14 protein-coding genes and 4 pseudogenes are annotated in these 24,108 nt (G+C 41.4%); all 18 read right to left on the bottom strand.

The features are described from left to right. Window positions 1–230, bottom strand: a pseudogene (locus DXA05_RS19805) (hypothetical protein); the annotation flags it as partial. A gap of 27 nt (window positions 231–257) precedes the next feature. Next, window positions 258–896 (bottom strand): HU family DNA-binding protein, encoded by a 639-nt coding sequence (locus tag DXA05_RS19800; protein WP_004317070.1) that lies wholly within the window; start codon window positions 894–896, stop codon window positions 258–260. A 689-nt stretch (window positions 897–1,585) separates the two neighbouring features. Next, window positions 1,586–3,164, bottom strand: a pseudogene (locus DXA05_RS19795) (S41 family peptidase). Between the two features lie 69 nt (window positions 3,165–3,233). Continuing rightward, entirely contained in the window at window positions 3,234–3,689 is a 456-nt protein-coding gene (gene coaD, locus DXA05_RS19790; RefSeq protein WP_087317407.1) for a pantetheine-phosphate adenylyltransferase, read from the bottom strand. Further along, window positions 3,686–5,563 carry a DNA topoisomerase IV subunit B gene (locus DXA05_RS19785; protein WP_008023381.1) on the bottom strand — a complete coding sequence of 626 codons (1,878 nt, stop codon included), beginning with the start codon at window positions 5,561–5,563 and terminating at the stop codon, window positions 3,686–3,688. The genes coaD and DXA05_RS19785 overlap by 4 nt, the downstream gene beginning before the upstream one ends. A gap of 91 nt (window positions 5,564–5,654) precedes the next feature. Beyond that, on the bottom strand, window positions 5,655–6,794 hold the full coding sequence (locus DXA05_RS19780; protein WP_087317403.1) for a GNAT family N-acetyltransferase: 1,140 nt from the start codon (window positions 6,792–6,794) through the stop codon (window positions 5,655–5,657). A 177-nt stretch (window positions 6,795–6,971) separates the two neighbouring features. Next, window positions 6,972–8,891, bottom strand: coding sequence for a sialate O-acetylesterase (locus DXA05_RS19775; RefSeq protein ID WP_128859535.1), 1,920 nt, complete (start codon window positions 8,889–8,891; stop codon window positions 6,972–6,974). An 18-nt stretch (window positions 8,892–8,909) separates the two neighbouring features. Continuing rightward, a pseudogene (locus DXA05_RS19770) lies at window positions 8,910–9,688 on the bottom strand (DUF5040 domain-containing protein). Window positions 9,689–9,690: 2 nt separating this feature from the next. Continuing rightward, the gene (locus DXA05_RS19765) at window positions 9,691–12,423 is read right to left on the bottom strand and encodes an alpha-L-rhamnosidase (protein ID WP_128859534.1); all 2,733 of its coding nucleotides are present in this window, start codon (window positions 12,421–12,423) and stop codon (window positions 9,691–9,693) included. Then, window positions 12,383–13,777, bottom strand: a complete 1,395-nt coding sequence (locus tag DXA05_RS19760) for an MFS transporter (RefSeq protein WP_004298410.1) — start codon at window positions 13,775–13,777, stop codon at window positions 12,383–12,385. Before DXA05_RS19760 ends, DXA05_RS19765 begins: the two co-directional genes overlap by 41 nt. Window positions 13,778–13,787: 10 nt before the next feature. Beyond that, window positions 13,788–14,957, bottom strand: a complete 1,170-nt coding sequence (locus DXA05_RS19755; protein ID WP_004298408.1) for a glycosidase — start codon at window positions 14,955–14,957, stop codon at window positions 13,788–13,790. A 26-nt stretch (window positions 14,958–14,983) separates the two neighbouring features. Next, complete coding sequence (locus DXA05_RS19750; protein WP_128859533.1) at window positions 14,984–16,345, bottom strand: DUF4038 domain-containing protein; 1,362 nt, start codon at window positions 16,343–16,345, stop codon at window positions 14,984–14,986. Window positions 16,346–16,349: 4 nt separating this feature from the next. Then, window positions 16,350–17,390 (bottom strand): glycoside hydrolase family 5 protein, encoded by a 1,041-nt coding sequence (locus DXA05_RS19745; RefSeq protein ID WP_118407105.1) that lies wholly within the window; start codon window positions 17,388–17,390, stop codon window positions 16,350–16,352. Window positions 17,391–17,400: 10 nt separating this feature from the next. Continuing rightward, window positions 17,401–19,969: pseudogene (locus DXA05_RS19740) on the bottom strand (glycoside hydrolase family 2 TIM barrel-domain containing protein). Window positions 19,970–20,115: 146 nt separating this feature from the next. Then, window positions 20,116–21,072 (bottom strand): glycoside hydrolase family 5 protein, encoded by a 957-nt coding sequence (locus tag DXA05_RS19735; RefSeq protein ID WP_284515625.1) that lies wholly within the window; start codon window positions 21,070–21,072, stop codon window positions 20,116–20,118. 59 nt (window positions 21,073–21,131) lie between these two features. Then, entirely contained in the window at window positions 21,132–22,304 is a 1,173-nt protein-coding gene (locus DXA05_RS19730) for a glycan-binding surface protein (RefSeq protein ID WP_004298397.1), read from the bottom strand. Window positions 22,305–22,333: 29 nt separating this feature from the next. Further along, entirely contained in the window at window positions 22,334–22,759 is a 426-nt protein-coding gene (locus DXA05_RS27920) for a RagB/SusD family nutrient uptake outer membrane protein (protein WP_284515629.1), read from the bottom strand. A gap of 71 nt (window positions 22,760–22,830) precedes the next feature. Then, the gene (locus tag DXA05_RS19725) at window positions 22,831–24,099 is read right to left on the bottom strand and encodes a RagB/SusD family nutrient uptake outer membrane protein (protein ID WP_284515624.1); all 1,269 of its coding nucleotides are present in this window, start codon (window positions 24,097–24,099) and stop codon (window positions 22,831–22,833) included. Between the last annotated feature and the right edge of the window lie 9 nt (window positions 24,100–24,108).

The following is a 24,108-nucleotide window of genomic DNA, read 5'->3' as shown; positions in this document are numbered from 1 at the left end:
CAAAATGGTATGCAATATTTTCTCCGGCATTTTTTACATGCATCTTTTTGATTTTCTCCGGCATTTTTACATGCATCTTTTGCTTTCTCTGTGATAGACAGGAAGTTACGCCATTGAGAATATCCTAACAATGGATAAAGTTCTCTCGCACTCCAACATTCCACTTTGTTGTATTCGCAAACAATGCTCTCAAACTGCTTAAATAGCTCTTTTATTTCTTCTGATTTCATTTTATTTCTGTATTATGTTTGTTCCTTTTATTCATCTGTCTTCATCTCCGCCTTGCCATAATATCCTGGCATCGGCACATAAATCGGATTATAATAAGTATTGATATTCTTCAACTTCTTCTCCTCCTCTTTCAGCCGTTTGATTTGCCGTGCGGCAGTGGTAGGGGTAAAGCCGCACAATCCTTGAAAGTCGCGACGGGTTAATACAGGGTTGCTCTTGAAGTAGTTTGTCAGCAATTTGTCTATCTCGTCATTTGAAAGGACAGCCGAATGGGGTTTCAGTTTACTTCGCTCCACATGAACAACACTGACAGACTTTTTCAGTTTGACGTCCGCTTTAAAGCTGATGTTGGCTTTGAGTTTTATCTGATTCGCTTTTAGTTTGGGCGAAGTGATAGGTTCTTGACTATTCAGCTTTATCTGGAAATAACCGATGCCATCCAGATGGACGCTTTGTCCTTCCCGAAGACGATCCCCCATAAAATGACTTAGGGATTCGAGAACTGACTTTACATCCCCTTCAGTTAGAGAAGTTGCTATCTGGATTTCTTTTGCCAAATAGTCTGTGTCAATGTGTTGGAAGTTGACTACACGTGCGTGATACACTTCTTTGTCTTCCTCATCCTTGGGACGGGGAGTCTTGTACAATTCAAATTGTATTGCCATTATTTATTTGTTTTTTGCCTTATACATTACTACGTACCTTTAATTTACCGTTGCAAGCCTATAAGGACATTGTTTTCTGTTGTTGCAAAGCTAATCGATCATCTTCGGACTTAGGGGGAGGGTGTTATATAGCTGTTGTTTGTTTGTTATCAAGCGGCTTTTATAAGTTATCCTGCCTTTATTCTTGGACTAAGGCATAGGGATAGTTGTCTTCCGGTGCCTTTATCATTAGTTTCCCACGCCGTGGAGAGATCTCTTCATGGCTGTGGTAGTATCTTTCCACGGCCGTGGTAGGAATTCGCCACGGCCATGAAGAATGAACTATATCGGTAACAAAGATAAACTATATCAGGGAGAAAAGCAAACTATCTCTGCTTGTTTGAGGTATTTATACGCCTTGTTCTATCTGATAGATATAGGGCAGGGGAGAATTAAACTATTCAACAAAAACAAGCTATCTTATGCATATAGGGCCTTTATTCGGCTATTTTGTAGATGATAGATAACCTGTTTTTGCTGGTAAAAGTATGATAGATACCTTTTTTAAAAGCTATCTATCATACTTATTTCTTTGATAATGAGAAGAGTATCAAAATGAATGATACTTATGATAGATATTTTTTCACTATAGTGAGTATATATGTCCACCGAACTGAAAAATGGTGTCTTATGATTGTTTACTAAATACCCTATTTCAGCTTCTTCTGATACTCATCCGAATTCAGTATCTCCAGCGCCTTTTGTATACTCTCATTGGTGGTATTCATTACCCGGAAATATTCGTTCATATCCCAAAGGTCACGGGCTATCAGTGCTTTAAGCTGCGTCTTGATAAGAGGAAGCGACTTCTGATATTGTTCTTCATTGAATTTCACTCCTTCTTTCTCTCCTATTTCCTTTAAAATGGCGAGCATATCATCATCAACTACGAACTTCTCATCAAACGATTCGAATTTCTTGTATTTGTTTTTCAACTCTTTCCGGTGCCCTTCGATAAACTGCATGGTGAATTTAATCACGGCTCCTTTAGCTACCAGATTACGGTGATAATCCGTATAAAGAGTAGTGTCAATAGGTACGAAATAGTCCGGCATGATACCCCCTCCGCCATAAACGGTACGTCCTAGTTTCTTGGTTTGTACTTTCAGCGAATCCGGGAAGTGAATACTGTCAGCATTCATCAGTTCACCGTGGTTGAAACGTTCTATCAGGTCCTTGTTGTAATCGACAGTACTGTCGTATGGTTTCTGGATGGAACGTCCCGATGGAGTATAATAGCGCGCAATAGTCAAACGAATCATGGAACCATCCGGCAGGTCGATAGGACGTTGCACCAATCCTTTGCCGAAAGAACGGCGTCCTACGATAATTCCTCTGTCCCAATCCTGCACTGCACCGCTGACAATTTCGCTGGCGGAAGCCGTATATTCATCTACCAGGATGATAAGGCGTCCATTACGGAAATCTCCGTTTCCTTTGGCGTAGAAATCACTGCGTTTGGCAGTCCGTCCTTCCGTGTAGACAATCAATTCTTTTTGCTCCAGGAATTCGTTGGCAAGGTCGATAGCTGCATTCAGGTAACCTCCTCCGTTTCCTTGCAGGTCGAGAATCAGGTCCTTCATACCTTGTTTCTGAAGGCTTGTCATTGCTTTCTTGAATTCTTCGGCAGTGGTTGCTCCGAAGCGGTTGATGCGGATACTGTTTTAGGCTAATCATGTAAGAGCATTCGAGGCTAAGGATAGGTATTTTATCTCTTTTCACTGTGAACAATAAAGGATCCTGCACGCCACGACGAACGATAGTCAGGTTGACTTTAGAGCCTTTCGGACCACGCAGACGCTTCATAATATCTTCCGTACTCATTTTCACTCCGGCAATGGCGCTGTCATTGACCGCAACAATACGGTCACCGGCAAGGATGCCGACTTTTTCGGAAGGTCCGTTGCTGACAGGTTGCACTACTAACAGGGTATCTTCAATCATCTGAAACTGAACTCCAATACCTTCGAAGTTACCTTGAAGAGGTTCGTTCATTTTCTTCACTTCTTCTGCGTCCGAGTAAGTAGAGTGCGGGTCGAGTTGTGCCAGCATCTTGATGATGGCTTCTTCCACCAACTTGTCTTCATCTACTTTGTCTACATAGAAATGGGAGATTGCGAACTCTGCCATCTGTAGCTTGCGCATGGCTTCAGAACCGAAATTTTGGGCTTGTAAGGCTGGTACTGCCCACAGGCAAGCCAAAAGGACGTATATTTTAATCTTATTCATAATCTTACTTTATATTAATAGCCGAGTATTAACAACCGGGCACAGATACGCCTGCATCCTTCTCAACTCTCAACTTATCCTCATTCCTTTGGGAATAAACTGGCTGATATCTTTATTATAAGTCAATAATTCGCGTACAATCGTCGAGCTGACGCAAGTCAGTTCCGGTTCTGTGAAGAGCAGGATGGTTTCAATGCCTGCCAGTTTGCGGTTGATGTCTGCAATCGTTTCTTCATACTCGAAATCTTTCACTGTACGGATACCGCGGACAATAAACCTGGCCTCTACTTCCTGCGCAAAATCAATGGTCAGACAGTCGTAGGACATCACTTTTATACGAGGCTCATCCTTGTAAAGTTCCCGAATCATTTCCTCTCTTTTCTCAATGGGAAAGTATGTATTCTTGTTCTCATTGATACCGATTCCTATCACGATTTCGTCCATAAAGGTGAGTGCACGTTCCACTACCGAATAATGTCCGATGGTGAAGGGGTCAAAAGTACCCGGGAATATTGCTTTTCTCATGATGCCAAATCTTCTTCTATAACCAGATTATCTATAATAAAGTTCTGTCGTTCCATGGTATTTTTACCCATGTAGAATTCAAGTAGTTCTTTCACTGCGTCTGTCTTTCGCAAAGAAACTTGCTCCAGACGCATGTCTTTACCGATGAAATGCTTGAACTCGTCCGGTGAAATCTCTCCTAAACCTTTAAATCGCGTGATCTCCGGATTCGGGCTTAGTTCGTTAATTGCATTGACACGTTCTTCTTCACTATAACAATAGATTGTTTTTTTCTTATTGCGTACACGGAACAAAGGCGTTTGCAGAATATATACGTGGCCTTTTTTTATAAGGTCAGGGAAGAATTGCAGGAAGAAAGTAATTAGCAGCAGTCGGATATGCATACCGTCCACATCGGCATCGGTTGCTACGATGACTTTGTTGTAGCGTAGTCCGTCCAAGCCATCTTCTATATTCAGGGCTGCCTGAAGCAGATTAAATTCTTCGTTCTCGTAGACCACTTTCTTGGTTAACCCGAAAGAATTCAGCGGTTTACCACGTAGACTGAACACTGCTTGCGTGTTCACATCACGGCTTTTGGTGATGGAACCACTTGCAGAGTCCCCCTCGGTGATAAAGATGCAGGAGTCTTCTTCCAGTCCTTTTCCTTTCGGGTCGTTGAGGTGAATACGGCAGTCGCGCAATTTGCGGTTGTGCAGGTTTGCCTTCTTTGCACGTTCACGGGCAAGTTTGGTTACACCTGCAATGGCTTTACGCTCTTTCTCGGATTCTTGGATCTTTTGTTGTATCGCTTCGGCTACATCCGCATTTTTGTGCAAGAAGTTGTCCACTTCCTGTTTGATAAAGTCGCCTACATATTTATTGACTGTCACTCCGCCGGGAACCATATTGGTAGAACCCAGCTTCGTTTTCGTCTGACTCTCAAAGATAGGCTCTTCCACATTGACGGCAATGGCAGCAACCAGTCCGTTACGAATGTCGGTATAGTCCATATTCTTGTTGAAGAACTCCTTGATAGTGCGGGCGATGTGTTCCTTGAAAGCACTCTGATGTGTACCTCCTTGGGTGGTATGCTGACCGTTGACGAAGGAGTAATATTCTTCTCCGTATTGTCCGGTATGCGTGAAGGCGATTTCGATGTCTTCCCCTTTCAGGTGGATGATCGGGTAAAGTCCGGTTGCCGTCATATTGTCGTTCAAAAGGTCTACCAGACCATTACGCGACAGGATACGGTGTCCGTTATAGATAATGGCAAGCCCGGTATTGAGGTACGTGTAATTACGTAGCATTGTCTCAATAAATTCAGGCTTGAAACAGTAATTCAGGAATAATGTATTGTCCGGTTCGAAGAAGATGTAAGTTCCGTTTTCCTCTTCGGTATCTTGCGTATTGTCACTCAGCAGGTTTCCTTTCGAGAAAATAGCGGTACGTACTTTACCGTCACGGTAACTGCGTACCTCAAAACGGGAGCTCAAGGCATTGACGGCTTTCACACCGACACCGTTTAGTCCGACACTTTTCTTAAATGCCTTGCTGTCGTACTTACCACCGGTGTTCAGCATGCTGACGGCTTCGATGAGTTTTCCCTGCGGGATGCCTCGTCCGTAGTCGCGTACGCTGACACGGAGGTTTTCTTCAACGGTAATCTCGATTTTCTTACCGGCTTGCATTTTGAACTCGTCAATACTGTTGTCAATTACTTCTTTCAGGAGGACATAGATTCCGTCTTCGGCATGTGCACCGTCGCCCAGCCTTCCGATATACATACCGGGGCGTGTGCGTACATGTTCCATGTCACTTAGGTGACGGATGTTGTCGTCAGTGTACTCTACTGCATTGTTGTTGTCTACAGGTATCAATTCGTTCTCTTCCATAGCTGTTATAAATGAAGAATGAAGAATAAAGAATGAAGAATTGCCATGCGGCATTAAGTAGTAGCGCAGCCAAATTCTTCATTCTTCATTCTTAATTATTAATTTCTTTAATGAACGCACGGCGGCGCTTATGTTGTTGAGTCTCAAAGTAATCCCATTGTGCCTGAACTTTTCCGTTCAGTTCCAGTTCGGGGTTGCTTTCCGCAAAGATAAAACCTAATTTTTGATAAACTGGAATTAAATCGGAAAATAACAAAGCGTTAACACCTTTGTTTTGATATTCCGGTTTCACTGCAACGAGTAGCAGATCAAGCATTTTGGCACGGCGTTTCATAAATAGTGCCTTTAACAGATAGAACCATCCGAGTGGCAACAGACGCCCGTGTGATTTCTGTAAAGCTTCGGCGAGAGATGGCATGGAGATACCTACACAGACCAGTTCGTCATTGGCATCAGTAATCAGTGTAACCATCCGTAAGTCAAGGATCGGCAGATACATTTTCACGTATTGGTCGATTTGCCGCTGTGTCAACGGAGAATAGCCATAAAGAGGACTGTATGCTTCATTCATCAGCTCGAAAATCTTCTGTCCGTAGTCTTTGGCTATTTTTCTTCCGGAAGTATATTTCTTTATCTTGAGGTTATATTTTCGTTGGATCAGTTCGGAAATACGTTTATGCTTGTCGGGAATGGCATCCGGTATGTAGATTTTGTATTCCACCCAGTCGGCGTCTTTCTCGAAGCCTAACTTTTCCATGTGTACAGGATAGTATGGGTAGTTGTAGATAGTAGCCATGGTGCTAAGTTGGTCGAATCCTTCAACTAACATTCCTTCCGCATCGAAATCAGTAAATCCGAGAGGACCGGCAATATGAGTCATACCCCGTTCTTTTCCCCATTCTTCCACTGTTTTGATAAGTGCGGATGATACTTCGGGATCGTCGATGAAGTCTATCCATCCGAAACGAACGTTTTTACATTCCCACTTCTCGTTCGCCTGATTGTTGATGATTGCAGCTACACGTCCTACTATTTTATCGTCCCGGTATGCGAGGAAATAATCTGCTTCACAGAATTCGAATGCTGCGTTTTTCTTCTTGTTGAAGGTGTTAAGCATGTCGTCATAGAGGTCAGGCACAGAGTAAGGGTTACCCTTGTACATTCTGTAATTGAAACGGATAAATTTCTTAAGTTCTCTCTTTGTGGAGACTTTCTTGATTGTAATAGCCATATCTCGTATTTATGATTTGAGCAGGCAAAGATACGTGATAATCTTTAAATTACAACGCGACGGAAAGAGAAAATATAGTCTCTGGACGATTAGGGAGTGGACTGTAAATATGAAAAATACCGGAAATGATGATCATACATTCATTGCCGGTATTCTTTTTCTGTTTTTGTAGGCCGTTTATTGGCTGATGTGTCCTTCGAAAGGCGAGGCAGGTAAACCGGCTGCGTTGTATAAGTTAGCATCATTGGGATTATCTCCCCAAGCATATCGTACAGAGACCGGTTGCTGTATTTCCTTATTCCATACTATTACTTTATTGTTTTCGATTTTAGCCTGTGCCCATTGGTATTTTCCATCTGCGCCGGCAATGGCGAATCCTGATAAATAGCCATATTTATTACGAGCTACTAGTTGCTCGTCACAAGCGTTAAAGGTGACCTCCAGTGCATCTCCGATTCTTTTTACCGACTGGAATATCGGGCCGGTGCAAACAATAGAGTTATATCCGTAATCATTGTGGAGAGCATGCAAAGCAAGTCGTTTACCTACATCTTGTTTGTTGCGGGGATGTATGTCATTTTCTTCACCGATGTCTATAATGACGGCCTGTCCTGTATGTGGTAAGGCCAGTGTCTTCGACTGTGTATCCCGCAGGTTTGCCCAATGACTTTCAGAGGGCTGCTTGGCCGGAGACATGAAGTTTGCTAATTGAACCCAATAAAATGGAAATTCGTTATTCCATCTACTTCTCCAGTCTGTAATTAAAGCCGGAAATAAATCAATGTATTCGTTGGCGCGGGCGGCATTGTTTTCTCCCTGATACCAGATTACCCCTTTCATCCCCAAACCTACCAGTGGATGAATCATTGCGTTGAACAGCAAAGAAGGAAAAGCGTTAGGACCATATTCTACATAATCATATTGTGCACTCGATACTGCAACTTTATACTTCCAATTATCACACAAAGGGAAAATTCGGTTGTTGACTTTCAGGTATACTTCATCTTTAGGACCATATAGACCGCCTCCTCCACGATAGTCGGATATTTTAATAGTGATGGTATTCTGTTCCTTTAATACTTCTGCCGGGATCTTGTATAAACGTTTCAGGTCATATCCTACCGTTCGTCCTACTTCATGTCCGTTAACCCAGGTAATGTCATCGTCATCGATAGTACCGAGACTCAATTCTGCATCCTGTCCTAAACAGTTGGCCGGTATGGAAAACTGATAAGTAAACCATACAACTCCATCTATACCGGATAACTCTTCATTTGACCATAATGACGGAACAATATGTTCCTTCCAGTTTTCTGTAGGGGTGTTTTCTAAATACCATTTCTCTTTTTCTCCCGGTTCGTTTATGATGGCTTGTTCGAATTCTTTTTTGACTTTGTCACTGTGCTTGATGTATTCTTCGAATTCAGAAGAGCGCATACGGGCTAATGATTTTTCATATTTCGGGAAATGCTCTATCACTTCCATGCTCATCCAGGTTTCGATGTCCGTACCACCCCATGAGGAGTTGATGAATCCGATAGGAATATTGAGTTTTTGGTATAATTCACGCGCAAAGAAATAGCCGACAGCTGAAAAATCAGAAGCGGAGGCGGGTGAACATACTTCCCATTTACCTTTTAAGTCGGTTTTAGGAGTGTGCCCCATTTCTTGAATTACGTTGAATGAACGGATTTGAGGGTAATTGGCAGCTGCGACTTCTTCGGTAGCATGATTAGCGCTACGCAGACGAAACTCCATATTTGACTGTCCGCTACAAATCCATACTTCACCGATTAAAATATCTGTAAATGATAAAGTCTGCTTGAGGCTTTTTACATTTAGAGTATACGGTCCACCGGCTTGCATAGGAGGTAGGCTGACTGACCATTTCCCATTTTTATCGGTTCGGGTACTCTTTTGAGCATTTCCTAATGTTACGCTAATTCGCTCACCGGCACTGGCAGTTCCCCATATATTGATTGGCTTCTCACGTTGCAGCACCATGTGGTCTGAAAAGAAAGAAGGTACGGAAAGCTGTGCCATTATTTGTGATAGGACAAATAACAAGCAAACTGTTAATGATAGAAGTTTTTTCATCCGATGAGTATTTGGTGATTATTCATTAATATATTCTTTGGGAAGCAATATCTTACGAAGCGTATCGGCAAAGATTGCAGCCATGCGCTGTTGAATAAATGAATGTTCTCCATGTGGCGGATGCCATCCAAATATTTCTCCATGAGTCTCTTGTGAATCCCCAGTGTAAATTAGGCTATATTGTTTTCCTGTAACCGGATGTTTCTGGTTTTTGGAGAATCCGATGTATCTGTCGAATTCTACTACCGGGAATCCCCATTTTTCTGCCAGTTTTCGGACCGAAGTGTTGAATATCGGACGACTGTCATGCCAATGAGTACATAAGACAATAGAAGCAGGTTTCCCATAAGGAGTGTTGTAATATCTGGATTTTGGATTGAATTTCTGGTTATAACAGTCTGATATGTAGCGCTTGATGACATAATCATAGCAAACGGCATAGTCGGAAGCATCAAAAGGAGTTTTATAATCCTTGTAGTTCTCTTTTAAGTTTGCTTCGTTATATACGTCTTTTCATGTACTTGCATCAAGACAAATACATCAATGTTATCGAACTCTTCCGGGGTATAGAGAGTACCGTCCAGCATTTTATTTGCAGTGTGAGCAATAGATTCTGCACTTACAGCCCGATTGATGGGGATGGCGTGAAGGGCACGACATCCCATTTCAAACCACTTATTGTTAGGTTCGGCAAAAGATGCTCCGGATAATAAAATGGTATAAGTGTCTTTATTTTGGGCTATTCCTGCTAAAGCGAGCAGGCAAATGAATGTGAATAAGGTGATTCTTTTGTACATAGTTATCGTTGATTGATTAATTGGTGAATAAAATCAAGTTCAAGTGAATGTTTTCCGGCTTGTAAAGTTATAGATTTTTGGGGTTCTGGCATTGTAAAAGGAACAAATGTTGCAGAAGTACCTGCCGGAATATCGATTGTATAACGGATGCAGTCATTAGTTTGACGAACCCAGTTGATATTTAACCAGCCATAGGGAGTATTATAGCGTATGGTAAGTTCATTCATGTCTGCCGGAAAGAAAGGTTTTAGCAAAATATGCTTGAATCCGGGATGTTTTTCATCCATCTGAATTCCTCCCAGTCCTTTGTATAGCCATGCTCCTATTTCTCCGAACATAATATGGTTATATGAGTTGTCGATAACGACATCTGTCCGCCAATTTTCATGTAGAGTTGTAGCACCTTGTTTGATCCAGTACCCCCAGGAAGGATAGGTGTCTTGTGATGCGACTTTGTAAGCTGTTTCTGCATATCCGTTATCTGACAGGGCGGAAAGTAGGGCCTTGCTTCCTAATAAACCGACGTCCAGATGATAATCGTCTTTTTCTACCAATTCATGTAGTCTGGCAGCAACTTTCTTTTTATCTTCTTCCGGAACGATTCCCCAGTATAATGGCATGGCAAGTTCTGTCTGTGTTCCCTCTGCATATATTCCTGTTTCCTTATTGAGAAAACTGGTGTTGATAGCCTCTTTTATTTTTTGTGCCAGCGTGTTATAATAGGAGGCATCTTCGGCATATCCGAAAAGTCTGGCTGCTTTGGCTAGAATACAGACGTCCGTATAATAATAGATAGAGGAAGTCAAGGTTATATTGCTTTTTGAGCGTACAGGTACCCAGTCGCCCAGTCCCCAGTCTGTAAGATGATTGGTTGATATGGATTCTATATAGGAGACATATTTTTTGATTGGTCCGTACATGCGGCGGAGTAATGTGGTATCTCCGTAAAATCGATAAATTTCCCAGGGGATAATGGCGACAGCACTCGTCCAGTCGACCCCGTTGGCCCAATCATAGCCCCATACAGAAGTTGGGATGATACATGGGAGGACTCCGTTGTCTTTTTGTTCATCACAAAAGTCGTTCATCCATTTCTCATATATAGAGATACCATCGAAATTGTATAATCCTGTTTCTATGGCAATATGTGCATCTCCTGTCCAGCCATTCTTTTCCCGTTGAGGGCAGTCAGTCGGGTAACCGAACAAGTTGGCTAAATAGGAACTGTTAGTGGCTTTCCATATTTTGTTTAGCAGATCGGATGACGAAGACCAGTAGCCGATGATCGGAACATCACTGTGCATTTCTACTGCAATAAGATTTTCGTCGGATAATTGAATGGGGGCAGATGATGAGACTTCTACAAACTGAAAACCTTTGTAGTTGAATTTGGGCATGAATCTATCTTGCTTTCCGCTAAGTATGACGATGTCTGTTTGAAAAGGATCGCTGTCGTCTGTCGGCCGGTAGTGATAATCTATATTTGCCATGTTTACCATACCGTTTTTGTCTAAAAGTTCCCCATGTTTCAGGCGCAGTTTTGTTCCTTTTTTTCCTTTCACTTTTAGCTCGGTGACACCTGCAATGTTTTGGGGGAAATGATAGACGTAGCAGCTGTCATTTATTTTTTTACATTGAGTTGCTGTATAGCGGGCCGTTTCACGAATCGGATGCATAACTTGTGATTTGATCGTTTCCGTAGGCGATTCGGTTTCTTGTGCATGATACCATCCGGTAGCGTTGAATCCGGGGGAGTCCCAACCTGCTAATTCTTTCTGTGCATCATAATGCTCGGCTGTATAGATGCTGTTGAAAATAACCGGGCTGTCAGTTGTTTGCCAGGTTGAGTCAGTACCCAGATATTCTGTTGTTCCATCTGTGTAACGCAGATGGAGTTGTGCTGTGAATTTAGGGCGGTTTCTCCATGAAGCCTTGTCGAAAAACCATACTGCTGTGGATTGATGATTATACCAGCCGTTCCCCAGTTGTACTCCTATTACATTTTCACCCAGAGATAGTAATGACGTAACATCATGAGTGACTGATAGTATACGTTTGTCGAAATGTGTATACATAGGGTCCAGGAAATGATTTCCTGCCCGTTGCCCGTTGACTGAGAGCTCATGCAGGCCTGCCGATGCAATAGTGAGTAAGGCTTGCTCGATTGTTTTGTCTAATTGGAAGCTCTTTCTATAATAGGGTGCCGGACGGTATGTGATTTCATGTTTGTCAGTAATCCATTTCCCTTTCCAGTTGTCGGGTGATAAACATCCTGTCGTGAAGGAGGATATTGGAGAAAATGTAGTTTTCTGTTTGGAAGAGGTTTGATAGCCTATTTTCCAATAATACGTTGTATATGAATCTAATGGTTGTCCATCATAGGAGACTCTTATGGGAGCTCCTATGATGGATTTGTTCCAATAACCGGACTGTCTGTCTGATAATTGAGTACTGTCTGTTGATAGCCATATCTCAACTCTGTTGATACTATCTTCCTCTAGTAGCGGAAGTTTCCAGGAGAGTCTGGGAGTTTGAGTATCTACTCCTACAGGAACGGGTATATTCTCACATTTTAATTCAAATGGCGTTTTTAGCTCTTGAGGTGCACATGAGAATAGGGTTGTACCCAATAGTAAATATAAATAGGACCGAATTGGAATATGAGCCATATTGGTTAGTTGGTTAGTGATGAATTTACTTTTTTCTTCTCTCTTCGAGTTCTGTTGATATTTCATATAATCTTTTTTCATTTAACGGATAACGTGAAATGAAGAATGCTGATAGCATGGTGGCAATTGCCGGGAAGATACTCATCATCATACAAATGCCGGTTTGAGCAAAGTCGGATTGGATTACATTTGCTTTGAAACCGAAATAGGCCAGTAGCCATCCGGTCAAAGCACCTCCGATTGTCCAACCGAACTTTTGAGACATGGACGAAGAAGAGAATATCAGGCCGGTTGCCCGTCTTCCGGTTTTCCATTCGGAATAGTCTGATATATCTGCATACATAGACCATAATAAAGGAGAAATAATACCCGCACAGATACTTATTAAGACCTGTAAACAAAGAATTCCCCAGATAAAATCTTTAGGAAGGAAGTAGAATAAAACACTTAGAATGGTAGCGCCAACCATTGCTACAAAATAAGTTTTCTTTTTACCGATTCTTTTGGTGAGTGATGGCACAAACATGATTCCGAGGATATTGGCGGCTTGTCCTAATACCAAGTAGATCGTGATTAGAGTAATGGCACTATTCATGAATGAGAAAGAGAATGTATCGGAGCTGTCTACATAATATTTGAAATAGAATACAGCAGAACCGTCACGAAGAGAATTGAACACTAATGCCATGATTCCTGCGCATAAAAGAATCCACCAGGGTTTGTTTCTGCCCAGATCTTTCAGATCTTCTTTCAGTGATCCTTTTTCTTCCTTTATGGGCTGCACTCTTTCTTTTGTCCATAGAAAAGTTAATAAGAACATTCCACTAGCCATAATCGCAAATACGACTGCAGCCATCTGCCAGCCGAAAGCGATGTCAGGTATATTTTCCGTTATCTTCATTTTACTGAATATATCAACCAGTGGCTCAATGAGGAATAGTACCAGAATACTTCCTCCAAAAGCAAATGTCATGCGGTAGGAGGAGAACTCTGTGCGTACTTGTGGATTGGCAGACATTACTCCTAATAGAGATGCGTACGGAACATTGATTAATGAATATACCATCATCATAAGGGTATATGTGGCATAGGCAAATATTATTTTGGTAGTCATGTTATCTCCAAAAGATGAGAAGGTCAGTATACCACAGATGCCGAATGGTATGGCTATCCATAGTAGGTAGGGGCGGAATTTACCCCAGCGTGAGTTTGTCCGGTCGCCTAATATTCCGACAAACGGATCGAGGAAAGTGTCCCAAATGCGTGTGATAAGGAACATTGTTCCTACCACTGCCGAAGAGATACCTACCACGTCTGTGTAGAAGAATAGCAGATACATTGTGAATAACTTCCAAAACATGGAAGAAGCAGCATCTCCTAATCCATACCCGATTTTTTCTCTTAGTTTTATGTTTTCCATGGTGATGTATTTATTGTTTCAGGTATTGTTTATTGTGGTTTACCATAGTAATGATCCGCTTCACAGATTCTATAGAACGGAAACCGTCGGTTGGTGTGTGCAGACAATAATCTACAAGCTGGCTTACTGTTGATTCGGCTACATGAAGACGGGTGTCCGAAGACGCATAATAGATATAAATTTTTCCGTTATCATCTTCAATCCATCCGTTTGAGAATAATACATTCGATACATCACCGATTCTTTCTTCTCCTATAGGGGCCATGAAATAACCTGCAGGTTCAGCTATAATTTCTGTCGGATCTTCTAAAGAAGTCATGTATAAGTATAATACATAGCGTAATCCGGCTGCGCATCCTCTTACACCATGTGCTAAATGTAACCATCCTTGTGGAGTTTTAATGGGGTGTGGCCCTTCTCCATTTTTTACCTCCTTGATCGTATGATAAAACCGTTTATTGATGATTTTTTCCTCTTTTATTTCGGCATGACAGATGTCATCTATGAGTGCCCATCCGATACCTCCTCCATTGCCGGCGTCAATAAAACCATCTTGAGGGCGGGTATACAGGGCATACTTCCCATTCACAAATTCCGGATGAAGCACTACGTTACGTTGCTGGCTCGGAGATTTCAGATCCGGCAAGCGTTGCCATGTTTTTAGGTCTTTTGTTCGTGCAATACCTGCAACGGCTACTGCGGAAGATAAATCACCGGCTGGAGCGTTTGTATCTTTGCGTTCCGCACAAAAAATGCCATAAATCCATCCATCTTCATGTGCGGTCAGGCGCATATCGTACATATTGGTATCAGGAATGTCTGTCTCCGGCATTTCTATCGGATAATCCCAAAAACGAAATCCGTCTACGGGACTATTACTTTCTGCTACTGCAAAGAATGATTTTCGGTCTGCTCCTTCCACACGCGCCACAAGATAGTATTTATGATTGATCTTGATGGCTCCCGTATTCATTACAGCGTTGATACCAATTCTTTCTTCCATGAATGGGTTTTGTTTTTCATCAAAATCATACTTCCAGATGAGTGGTGCATGTTCTGCTGTTAATACAGGGTGGTAGTAACGTTTATATATACCGTTGCTATTGTTACATATCTCATTTTTTCGGTTGATAAGAGCTTCATAATTTTGTGTTAGCTCTTCTAATCTATTACTTTTCATATTCTATAGTTATTTTTCTCGGTTAATTATTCTATAATTAAAACCCAGTCATTTCCTTTTCCCTTTGTGGGAGAGGATACGGGAATGGTATCTGCTGTTGTATTTTGATGGAATGTGATTCTTCCATTGCGAGGATTCATCCACTTTAAAGACCGTTTGGATGCCTTCATTGAAGGCAAATAAATCGTTCTCTCTCCACCTTGTGGAAAATATACTAATAAGTAGTCTTTGTTGCCGAATGCTACGGGATAGTTTTTATTTTCTAAAGGTATATTGCCAAAGATGGTTTGTTGGTTTTTTCCTTGAGTAAAGTCAAATTTTTCCCATAATCTGCGAAAGTGAATTAAGTCCCATGCTCCTTGTTGATCCATTGATTGGTACCATGGAGTGTCGGCGTCACATTTAGGCTCACGTCCGGTATCAAACATCTGCCATATATCATTACAGCCGTATGTATATCCACAAGCTCCGCTGAACATACTTTGGTAAAGTGTATGGCGGATATCATCATCTCCAAATCTTCCATTTTCTTTTTTGAAATTGATCGGAATATTTTCATATCGGGGTTCTCCGTCCATGCATGGCTTGTGTGGTTCCTTTTTTAAATCGGGCAAAAGCAGACGTTGATAGATTGCGAAATCTTGTTGTGCGTGTCCGGATTGACACATATTAAAATCCAGCCACGAAGCATTGTGAAACCAGAACGAGGATGAGTGCTCTCCATGAGGATGATAGGTCATCAAATGGTTTTTGTCTACACTTTTAATACCGGTTGCTAATGCATTCCAAATGGCAAAGTTTTTTCCGTCTCCACTTCGATCACCTCCTATTATCCATATCAGATTGGGTGCGTTCATATAACGTTCTCCTAACCATTTGCCGTATCTATATGCATTTTCCGGTGTAAAAATCTCCGGTCCTTTTCCCCATTGTTTGTCTACCTTATCTCCCCAGGTTGGTAATAGAGCTATGTATAAACCTTTGGCTGCTGCCAGAGAAATAACTTTGTCTACATGAGTGAAATAGCCGGGAGCGGGCTTGTCAATATTGCCGTCAATTAACTTAGGTTCTCCGTTAGATGAAACATCCATATCATCTAATTCATCCAGGATTACCGTTTGTATGACGGTAAATCCTTTTTCTCTGCGATTCTCCAAATATAGTTCAGTCTCTTTGTCATTTAAGCGGCTGATGAGTTCCCATGCTGTATCTCCCATGTAGAGAAAAGGAGTTCCGTCACTGTATTCTAGGTAACGTCCTGAAGAATTTACTCTTAAGTTTCCTTTGGATAGATTCGTGGCGTTTCCTGTCCACCGGTCTTCTTGGGCGGAAGTTCCAGTTATACAAAACATGAATAAAATATAGCAGATGGAGAATCGTTTGAACATAATTCTATTTTTTTAAGGTACTTGTATATTTCTCAATGATAGGCATTTGCGGTCTGTCTTTTCCGTCTTTGGGGGTGATTGCCATGAAATAGGTATCCCACCACGGACCCGCAGCCCAATATGTACCATTGATTCCATTTTCTTGTAAATATCCCAAGAATAAGTCGAGGGTTTCATTCCAACGGGGATCATTGTCGGGGATTCCATATTCTCCGATAAAACCATGGAATTTATTCTGTTTAATCCATTCTACAAATGGTTTTACCCGGTCGATTCCTTTCTCCGGATAACATTCTTCCTCTTCGTATGAATATTTGTACGTACCGGATGCATCCTTGTCAAAATATACATGAGCTTCAAAAGCAAGGTTATTAGCCGGGTCTTTTAAGAATTTGAGTGTATCACTCTGCTCGATCCAACGCTCTGCTGATGACCAGTCGTTGCCGCCTACCATAATAAGCGTATTTGTGTCGACTTCTCGTATGGCATTGATGGACGCTTGTGCCATGTCGAACCACTTGGTTTCCGGGGCCAGATCATGTGGTTCGTTCATTAGCCCGTAACCATATATGTTTTTAAAAGTGGAGAATTCTTTAGCGATAGCTTGCCAGAAAGAAGCCAGGTCTTCGATTGTTAATCCGTTGTTTCCAATGAGGGTATGTTCGTTGTTCATGAAGCGGCGACAGTAATTATGTAAGTCAAGAATAACCACCATATCGCGTTTCTCTGCTGCTCTGACCAATTCTTTCATTTTATTGAGGTCATGCTGGTTTAGCGGTCCTTTTAAGTCAAGTTGTAGCCGTTCCCATTTGAATGGTAACCGGATAAGTTTCAGCCCTTTCTTTTGCCAATATTCGAGGTCTTGATCTGTCGGGTAGGTATAGTCTTTATTATACTCACCGGGGAAAGATGAACCGAAGTCCGCGCATGCCAAGTTTACTCCGTAGGGTTCACCTGTCTCTTTTGCCGGAGGTTGATTACTTTTACATCCATTTAGAGTAAGAAGGCTAAGTAGTAGAAAAGCCGAAATAAAAACTTTTTTCATAATGTTCTGTTTAATAGGGTGATTGAAGATTCCAGCCTTTTACAATAACTGGAGATTCCAAATTTATTTTTAATATTTTTGATTCCTGTGGGTTAAGCCATATATAGTTCTCCGAAACGATAAGTTGGTCCATTTTTTCTGGTACTTCTACGTGTACTCCGATAGCAGGGTGCTTTCCTGTATTTGTTAAAGTCACCATATTACCTGTGCGTTCCATTTTAATTTCTGTTTGGGGCATTGATACGATGGAGCCCGGACGTACTTCGTAATTGGTAAAGTAATAATTCCGATATATGTTTTTGTTATCTTTGATTATGTCCAGAACAAAGAATAGCATGGTCGATTTGGTTTGTTCTCTATTCAGATTTATTTCTCCTAGTTTTTTGACGACATTATCATCGCCGATACCGTTGAATGTATGGGTGGCAACAGTATCTAGTAATGCATTGTATATAGACACTTTGACTTGATAAGGTTCTTTCTCTAATGTTTGGCAGTCATCAAGTAGATAGGCAGGAAGACTGACTTCTTGACTGGCAAGGTTGCTGCGGTCAAACAGCATGACTGCTGCTAACGGGGCAAAAGACTTTTGCACAAAATAGTGAACGGGTTTGATGATACCATAATAGTCTACACATGACCATGATACACCAGGATAGTTATCGTTCATCTTATAATAAAGTGCTCCGGTAGTATGAGGCCATAATGTGCGTGCCCGTTCTAATGTATGGCGCACTCCTACTACTTGTGCTAACTGTGACCCGAGGATGAAAGAAGCCAGCGAGTCCTTCGGCATAAAATAACCGGAATATTGAGTAAGTTTCTCCATTTCTCTCATCGTTCCGAAGATAGGAGTGTGGTGCGTGAAATTACCGCTCCTTTGGGGAGGCCACACTTCTTTTTCCTCGTCCAAATATCTACGCACTGTCTCGATGTGAGGCAATGATGCTATCCCAAATTCTCCCCAAAAAGGAGCGGTCATATTCAAATTGTGATTAAGATGAGCATCGTCCCACCAGCAGTTATAATTGTGCAGGCTGCCTCCCCAGGCTTCCCCACGATGGAAGGGACGTGTTCCGTCAAGTTCTATACTAAGTCGTCCCATCATGTCAATTGCAGGTCCGAATGGTTTATCTGATTCATTCCCTGCTCCCCACATAATAAGAGAAGGGTGATTTCTTAATCGTTTGGTATTTCTTTCCACTGTTTCTTGCAGGATAGTGTACGGTTGCGTGTTATGGCTATTCCAGGCCGTTGGCCATTCTTGCATGACTAAAATACCATATTTATCGCATAATTCGTAAAAATCATCGGTTTCGGGCATTCCTCCTCCCCAGGCTCTTAACATTTGTATGTGCTGCCTTTGGGCTATCTGGAGCAAATGTTCGTATTTATTTCTTGAGAAGTCCATTAATGCATCCATAGTGCACCAGCCTGTTCCTTTTATGAACATCGGCTTGCCATTGATGACGAATGTCCAGTTATAATAATCTTCTTTAGCACCATCAATTAATGGTCTCATCTCAATAGTCCGTATACCGAACGACGTTTTTATATGGGCTGTCTTCCCTTTTTGTGGAACGAAGAATAGGTTGAGGTCATATAGTGATTGTTCTCCTCTGTCATTGGGCCACCAAAGATGCGGATCTTTGATTTGAAAGTCTAAAGATAAAGTTTCCTGTTTTTTCGGACTATTTATGTCGAAACGATAATATTGTGTTATTCCTTTGAAGTTCTTGGGAGATACTTCTGCATATAATACTCCTTTTAATGGAGATGATTTTTTATGCAGATCAAGAGTTAAGCGCATTTGACCATCGAGCGAACGAGTAGCGATGAAGGGTGATTCTATTTCTACTGCGCTTGTTCTTTTAATTGAACACTACGCCAGATTCCTAATGATGGGATTTGTGCATAATGCCATCCATAAACGCAATTGAATACAACTGTATATTTCCAACTTTCATTTGCGTTGGGAGGCCAGTTGCCCAGAAACATTTGAGGGATGGCTTCTAGTTTTACTATGAGAGTGTTTTTATTTTTTAAATAGTTACCTATTGAAAAATCGGGTCCTCCGAACATACCTTCGTGTGTTCCTAAAAGTTTTCCATTGAGCCATATTGTACATTTGTTAGCAATTCCGCCAAAAGATAATATACAGTGAGATGAGGGGGAGTCTAGTTCGAACTCCCGCTTCATCCACCATGTCTTGTAAGATTGTTTTTCTGCAATAGAGTCATTCTGTCCGATGTATGGATCGGGTATGATTCCATTTTCTACTAATGCGGTGTGAATACTACCAGGCACATGGCAGGTATTTGATCTGTCCAGATAGTGTGTAAACGTTCTTTTTCAGTTCCTCCTTCTGCCAGTTGCCAGGTTCCGTCCAAAAAGATGTTTGCAGGAGTATCTCTGACAAGAGGAATATTTCCTGTTTCAGTCATCTGTATACCTTTTACTTCCATTGGAGATAGCTTTGCTGCAAAGCTTTCTCTGTCTATCTCATCCATTGATTTTTGTGCAATAACCATTGGAGTGGATAGCAGTAAAGTGATAATAGTGATGATTCGAGTTCTCATGGACAGTATTTATTCTGATTATTGTTGTGTACTTTTATATTTCAGGAGCGTGCTTAATTGCGGACGATCCTGTGTGTAATTATTGGTCGGTTGGACAGATAAGGGATAATCACCCCATCGTGGACCGGCAGACCAGTAAGTTCCGTTTATTCCATTTTCTTGTAGATATTTAAGTGCTGCATCAAGAATATCCATCCAACGGCCGTCAGTATCAGGTATACCATATTCACCAACGAATCCACGTTATTATTTTCTTTCAGCCAGTCAACAAAAGGTTTCAAACGAGCCACCCCTGTTTGAACGGTTGCACCATCTTCATCATATCCTTTATTATAGTTTCCGGAAGAATCCGAATCGAAATATATATGTGCCTGGAATATCAGGTTATTACTTGGATCTGTAAGAGTTTTCAGATTGTCACTGCATTCTTTCCATCGTCTGGCAGAGCTGAATTCGTCTCCGCTAACTATGATGGTCGTTTTAGTATCTATAGTGCGGATGGCATTAATGCAGGCTTGGGCTATGTTAACCCATGGTGTCGATGCCAGCATTTCGTAGGGCTCATTCATGATGTCGTAACCCCAGATATTTTTATAGTCTTTAAACTCTTTTGCCAGTTTCTTCCATACGTCACAGAAATTGTCAACAGTGCATCGTGCATTACCAATGATTGCATATTGATTATTTTGTGAACTTTGACCGTCGCAATATACACAATATCTTCCAAAGTTATGCATATCCAGAAGTATCTGTATGTTTCTATCTTCAGCGGCTTTGACGAATTTCTTCATTTTTGCCAGCTCTGTTGCATTTAATTCCCCATTCATTGTGGGTTGTATACGTTCCCAACGAAAAGGAAAACGTACCAGATAAAGGCCTTTGGCTTTAAAGTAATCCAAATCTTTTTCTGTGGGATAACCATAGTGGGTACCATCCACCCCCGGATACACATTCCCAAATTCAGCTCCTGACAGGTTAACTCCAAAATAAGCTGTTTGTTTGGTTGGTTGAGGCTCATCACTATTTTCTTCTTCGTCTGATTTGGAACAAGATGAAAATAGAAGTGCTACAATCGTTACTAATGAAAATAAGTCTTTTAGCATAAATCGAATCTTTTTGATTATGAGGGAACGCCCATATTAAAGCGTTCCCTTTTTTATTTTTACTTATGAACAAATCTGAAATTACACATACTTAAATCAAAATCCTGTGCAGATTCAGGAGAGAATATGATTTTGAAAGCTGTGTTGGTACTGGGATCGATGGAACTGGGCAACAATGATTCTGTGTCAGCACTGATCCGTACTGTTTGCCATCCGCCATAAGTATTGACCGGAATTCCTCCTTTGGAAGGATACCATCCATAATCTCCTAAGATGATACGCGCTTGGGCTGATATCGGGAATTTAGCTCCAGTACAGATTTCAAATCTTAAATCGTATGATGAAAGATCTGCGGCTACTTCTGCTGGTACAGTAATATATCCGGCCCACATAACCATCCATCCCCAAGCTTTCACGGAATTATTGAATCGAATATATTTTCCTCCTTCTACTAATGGTTCCGGTTGTCCTTCTAATGTGCCGTCACATAAGAAATTTTTCGGGGCATCAGGGAATTGGCTGGAATGTGTAAAAGCACCGCTTCCCGGCCAATTATTGAAATCAAAAAGTTGAGATACTCCCGGATCCATGTATGTGAGCTTGTATGCTTCATCCATATTGGCTCCTTTTATAGTAAGGGTAGATTTCGGAGTGGCATTTGCCGGGATTTCTATTGTCAGTTCTGTACGAGTGGCATCGATTACATTTACCGGTAAATTACCTAAATTAACAATTGCTTCTTCGATTGTAATACCGTAAAGGTCAAAGTTGTCACCTGTAATAACTGTCGTATCTCCCGGTTGGGTAAATTCATTCTTGAGTCCATTGATTGTTAAATCAGGGATGGAAACAACAAAAGGAATACTTAGTTCTCCGTGTTTGGTTGTAATATAAATCGTGTTGGTCACTTCTTTAGGAAGTGCACGGGGAATAGGTGCGAGAAGCATATCGTAGGTCGAATATACCTCCTTGCTGTCCACTTCGATATCATTGAATTTTAGAGAGGTGATGTCTCCGAGATTTGTTCCCTCAATTCGTACTACTTGTTCGAAATTCGCTCCCTCAATGGGAAATTCAGCATCTGTTGCCAAAACAACTTTGTCTACAGTCGGAGCACCTGTTGACGGTTTGTTTTCTTTGGCTTTCAGATCGTCGACTTCAACAATATCCGTACAGGATGTTAAAGCAAATATGGATGCTGCGATTATTGCAAAATATTTTATTTTCTTCATAATCTGTTTTATTACATGGTTATAAGTGATTAATCCCAGCCAGGATTATTCTCATTAATTCCTTGGTTCGTCAGGATTTCAAGAGTCGGAATCGGGAATAGCAGATGTTTACTGGAACGTTGTTTTACGTTATTGGCTTCATCCATTCCGCCTAGAGCATTCATTGCCTGCAAATAAATTCCCCAACGTATTAAATCCCAACGACGATCGCCTTCCAAGGCTAATTCCATTGCACGTTCTTCAAGGATTGCAGAACGCAGGCTGGTTTTATCTGTAAAGTTTGCCAGTTCTTTACCTGTTGCGTTACTACGGGTGCGGACATCATTTAAAGCGTCTACCGATTCTTTTGTCGGACCATTTAATTCATTAGCTGCTTCTGCAAAAATTAGAACAACATCAGCATAACGTAAAAATGGGTAATTGGCATCTGTACGAGGTTGAGTCTGATCGGCTATTTGTTGTGAATATTTAGTGGTGAAAGCAAAGAACTGTTCTGAACCTGCTTCATCACATCTCCATCCGGAGGTTACTTTTGGATTATCGAACGGAGCTCTTTGGCTTCAACCATACGTTGCCATTTCCCGAAGTTCGGATAGTATGAACCACCACCCCAACTTGTATCGGAGTTCTGACGTATCCAACAATGCAACACTCCTTTGTCCACGCGGTAGTCTTTTTCTTCAAACAATAGATACCAGTGTTTTCTACATCCTACCGTTAAACTATTGTCTATGTTTCCTGCTGCATTGAGTCTGCCACAGTAGTGCGAGCTGAATAGTGTACCGTATAATTCATCACCGGATTTAGTTTGTAAACCGAATAAGTGTTCACTACAAGTTTTGCCGGAAGGAGACCAAATCAAATCATAGTCCTCAAGTTTGTGTGTCCCATATTCTCCTCCGATTACATCTCCCGCAACTTCGTAGGCCAGTCTGTAATATTCTTGAGAAGAAAAGCTTTCGTAACCGGCAACTTGATCCTTGGAGAATGTTGTCGGAACAGGTTCTGTATACACTTTGGTCATAGTACCATTTACATTCTGCATAACAAACGGTGCACCGGTTTTTACTGTTATTTGTTCTCCGGTAGACATGGAAGCAGAACCGATAGTTGCATATACTTTGGCTAACAAACCTGCTGCAGTTGCAGCACAGACTCTTCCGGGTTTAAAGCCATTATCTGTGTTTTTATAAATCATATCTTTAGCATCTTTAAGCAAAGGTATGATTGTTTCCGTGTAGACTTGTGCAATCGGAATACGCGGATTGTTAGTATATTGTCCGGATTCGTTTACACTGACCGAATAAATAGGGATAGCTCCATAAGCACGTACCAAGTAGAAATATGCCCATGCTTTAAGAAAATAACATTCTCCTAATGCATTCTTTTTAAATTCTTCCGATACATTCTGCATCTTATTGATTTCAGAGACCGCTATATTTGCCCGGTTAATCAACGAGTACATTCCGGTCCAAAGTACATCGGCCTGTCCGTCACCTCCCTGGAAGTTACCGCTTCCAAACTGGCTGAACTGCCATACTGCACCGGAAATATAGTCACAGTCATAATCCAGCGGTCGTGGGAAACTACCGTATCTGAACATGGCTTCGTGTAATGTATTATATACTCCTGTTACCCACATGTCGGCACCATTATCAGAATCCTCAACATCTTCAGGGACAATGAAGTCGAAAGGCTTTTCTTCGATCATACTTTCGCATGATGTCATTACTGCTCCGGATAATAGGAGACTGGATGCCATCAGATATATGAATATATTTTTCTTTTTCATCATTTCTTGAGA

This window comes from Bacteroides sp. AM54-2NS (genome assembly GCF_003602935.1).
GTDB lineage: Bacteria > Bacteroidota > Bacteroidia > Bacteroidales > Bacteroidaceae > Bacteroides > Bacteroides xylanisolvens.
The sequence above is the reverse complement of the archived record's forward strand: the minus strand, read 5'-3'. Positions and strand labels throughout refer to the sequence as shown.

Coding starts and splice junctions, on each gene's coding strand:
- DXA05_RS19800 (WP_004317070.1), bottom strand. CDS start 896: ATGGCAATACAATTTGAATTGTACAAGACTCCCCGTCCCAAGGATGAG.
- DXA05_RS19730 (WP_004298397.1), bottom strand. CDS start 22,304: ATGAAGAAAATAAAATATTTTGCAATAATCGCAGCATCCATATTTGCT.
- DXA05_RS19765 (WP_128859534.1), bottom strand. CDS start 12,423: ATGAAATATCAACAGAACTCGAAGAGAGAAGAAAAAAGTAAATTCATC.
- DXA05_RS19780 (WP_087317403.1), bottom strand. CDS start 6,794: ATGGCTATTACAATCAAGAAAGTCTCCACAAAGAGAGAACTTAAGAAA.
- DXA05_RS19725 (WP_284515624.1), bottom strand. CDS start 24,099: ATGATGAAAAAGAAAAATATATTCATATATCTGATGGCATCCAGTCTC.
- DXA05_RS19745 (WP_118407105.1), bottom strand. CDS start 17,390: ATGAAAAAAGTTTTTATTTCGGCTTTTCTACTACTTAGCCTTCTTACT.
- DXA05_RS19760 (WP_004298410.1), bottom strand. CDS start 13,777: ATGGAAAACATAAAACTAAGAGAAAAAATCGGGTATGGATTAGGAGAT.
- DXA05_RS19785 (WP_008023381.1), bottom strand. CDS start 5,563: ATGGAAGAGAACGAATTGATACCTGTAGACAACAACAATGCAGTAGAG.
- DXA05_RS19775 (WP_128859535.1), bottom strand. CDS start 8,891: ATGAAAAAACTTCTATCATTAACAGTTTGCTTGTTATTTGTCCTATCA.
- DXA05_RS19750 (WP_128859533.1), bottom strand. CDS start 16,345: ATGTTCAAACGATTCTCCATCTGCTATATTTTATTCATGTTTTGTATA.
- coaD (WP_087317407.1), bottom strand. CDS start 3,689: ATGAGAAAAGCAATATTCCCGGGTACTTTTGACCCCTTCACCATCGGA.
- DXA05_RS19755 (WP_004298408.1), bottom strand. CDS start 14,957: ATGAAAAGTAATAGATTAGAAGAGCTAACACAAAATTATGAAGCTCTT.
- DXA05_RS19735 (WP_284515625.1), bottom strand. CDS start 21,072: ATGCTAAAAGACTTATTTTCATTAGTAACGATTGTAGCACTTCTATTT.